Source organism: Nostoc cf. edaphicum LEGE 07299 (assembly GCF_015207245.1).
In the GTDB taxonomy this organism is placed as follows: Bacteria; Cyanobacteriota; Cyanobacteriia; order Cyanobacteriales; family Nostocaceae; genus Nostoc; species Nostoc edaphicum_B.
The window spans coordinates 1-2,711 of sequence record NZ_JADEXF010000950.1; the positions used below are offsets into that span (position 1 = coordinate 1).

At 38.0% G+C, this 2,711-nt stretch carries 2 protein-coding genes and 1 pseudogene; all 3 read left to right on the forward strand.

Annotated elements, in window-relative coordinates:
* A pseudogene (locus IQ229_RS23000) lies at positions 1 to 645 on the forward strand (ABC transporter permease); the annotation flags it as partial.
* 210 nt (positions 646 to 855) lie between these two features.
* The gene (locus IQ229_RS23005) at positions 856 to 1,338 is read left to right on the forward strand and encodes a pentapeptide repeat-containing protein (protein WP_194047728.1); all 483 of its coding nucleotides are present in this window, start codon (positions 856 to 858) and stop codon (positions 1,336 to 1,338) included.
* 65 nt (positions 1,339 to 1,403) lie between these two features.
* Entirely contained in the window at positions 1,404 to 2,567 is a 1,164-nt protein-coding gene (gene purT, locus IQ229_RS23010; protein ID WP_194047730.1) for a formate-dependent phosphoribosylglycinamide formyltransferase, read from the forward strand.
* Positions 2,568 to 2,711 lie beyond the last annotated feature (144 nt).

Consider the following 2,711-nt stretch of genomic DNA (forward strand, 5'->3'; position numbering starts at 1 on the left):
GGAGAAAACTATATTTTGCTGGCACTGTACAACTTTGTGTTGATTTTAAGTTTAATTGCAGTTCTTTCCCCTCACCGTCAAGATGTACAAGATTGGGCAAGATATCGACATCAGGGAGTTTCTAGCCACAAGAGTGTTTGGCAGGATCTAATTGTGGCTGAAAAAAGCCCTGCACTTGTGGCGATCGCTATTAATTTGGCAATTGTTACTATCCCCTGGCTAGTTTGGATTTCACTTACATCTGTTGTTAATGCGAATGATGGCCAAAATGATATTTACAGGTTGAAAGTAATTTTAGCTATAGCTTTGTCTATCAGCTTAATGATGATTTACGCTACCATCACCCAATTGATACTTTTGCTGAAAACTCCTAAGCGTTCTTTCTGGGCAATTGGGACTTTAGGTACAGTAAGCTTCCTACCACCGATGATTCTAGAATTTATTGGTATCTCGTCGTGGAAACATCCTACTGTCTGGTTATTCTCAACTTTTCCTTGGGCAGCGATACAACACTCTGGAGCGACAACAATTTTTATGGCACTCCTCGCTGAGTTGAGTGTTCTAGCGTTGTTAAACTTCCAGTTGACAAGGCAGGTGAGATTAGCAGGCGAATCTGCTACAAAAGCATTATTGGCAGGACGTTAGTACCGCAAGGCGGAAGTCAAAAGTCAAAAATCAAAAGTCAAAATGAATACAACATAGGCGTTTCGTTGATTTGGAATGGGTAGTTTATTTCCGCCGCGCTGTACTAGGTAAGTAATTATCTATTAGAACCCCGATTTGTTTGAGAAGTCGGGGTTCTTGCATTAAGGTTAAACTTTTCATTAGCATAAGTATCATTACAATTTGACAATAATGCTAAATCTGCCAACTCAAGACCTACGCTACACAGCCATGCAGTTTTTAGAGCAAAGTCCCCCACAGCGTCTACAAATTCTTAAGCAAATGGGCATCGCTCGTTATGAGTTTTTAACCAAAATGCGACTAAATGAAGCAAATATAATCTGTATAATGCGGTTTTTTCAATATCCCAATCAGGTAAAGTTTCCTAATCTTATTAAAGCAGACTTATCTGGTTTAATTTTAGATGGTGTAAACTTCATTCGAGGAAATTTGTCAGGAGCAAATCTACAAGATAGTAGTTTAGTCAATGCAGACCTCTTATTTGCAAACTTTACGAAAGCTGACTTGAGAAATGCCGATTTACGAGGTGCAACTCTTAACGAGACTATTTGGTTAGAGACTTTAGTAAATAACTGTCAACTTGGCGTAGGTACTGGTTTAAATGGGCTACAATGCCAAGATTTACAACTACGCGGAGCTAGATTTAATTCTTGAGAAGATGGTAATTAAAACACACAAAATTATAAAATTATTAAATTAAGATTGACCTGGATAAGTTAATGAGTATTAAGTTGCCCCAAAAATTGATGTTGTTGGGTTCAGGAGAGCTAGGCAAAGAATTTGCGATCGCTGCTCAACGTCTTGGTAATTATGTGATTGCCATTGACCGCTATGCTAATGCTCCAGCGATGCAAGTTGCTGATGCTTATGAAGTTATTTCTATGCTCAGTGCTGATGCTTTAGAAGCTGTGGTGACAAAACATCAGCCAGATATTATTATACCAGAAATTGAAGCAATTAGAACAGAAAAGCTGATCGAATTTGAGCAGCGAGGAATTACAGTTATACCGACTGCGGCTGCTACTAACTATACAATGAACCGCGATAGAATTAGAGAACTGGCACATCAAGAATTAAACATCAGAACAGCTAAATATGGTTATGCAACAACTCTAGAAGAATTAATTGCAATTTCTGATAAAATTGGGTTTGCTAATGTTGTTAAACCTGTGATGTCATCCTCTGGTAAAGGTCAATCTGTAGTGCAGGATAAGAGTGAAGTTGAGAAGGCTTGGAATTATGCGATCGCTAATTCTAGAGGTGACAGTCAAAAGGTCATCGTAGAAGAATTTATTAACTTTGAAATTGAGATAACTTTACTGACTATTAAACAGTGGAATGCACCCACTATTTTCTGTTCTCCTATTGGTCATCGCCAAGAAAGAGGCGATTATCAAGAATCGTGGCAACCCGCAGAAATTTCCGACGAAAAGATATTAAAAGCTCAAGAAATAGCCATAAAAGTCACTGATGCGTTAGGAGGAGCCGGAATTTTTGGCGTTGAATTTTTTATTACCAAAGATGAAGTGATTTTCTCCGAACTTTCTCCCAGACCTCACGATACGGGAATGGTGACATTAATCTCACAAAATCTCAATGAATTTGAACTACATTTAAGAGCTATTTTAGGCTTGCCAATTCCTCATATAGAACAGCTAGGAGCATCAGCTAGTGCGGTAATTTTAGCTTTTGAAAAATCTGATTCTATTACTTTTAGTGGTGTAGCCGATGCTTTGTCAGAAAAAGATGTAGATATTAAATTATTCGGTAAACCTAACGCTCATCCATATCGGCGAATGGGTGTAGCTTTAGCGAAAGGTATTAATGTCCAAGAGGCTAGGGAAAAAGCTACTAAAGCTGCAAGTAAAATTAAAATTATCTAGCTCTATTAACTAAGTTGACTCACATCTTGTACCAGAACACCGAACAACTAGAAATTGCGGCTATATAAGCGAAGTCTACCTAATTTCTTTTGTGTAATTGACCATGTGTTCATGTCAATTTCCTATGTTGGCATCAATCAGAAC

Coding starts and splice junctions, on each gene's coding strand:
- IQ229_RS23005 (WP_194047728.1), top strand. CDS start 856: ATGCTAAATCTGCCAACTCAAGACCTACGCTACACAGCCATGCAGTTT.
- purT (WP_194047730.1), top strand. CDS start 1,404: ATGAGTATTAAGTTGCCCCAAAAATTGATGTTGTTGGGTTCAGGAGAG.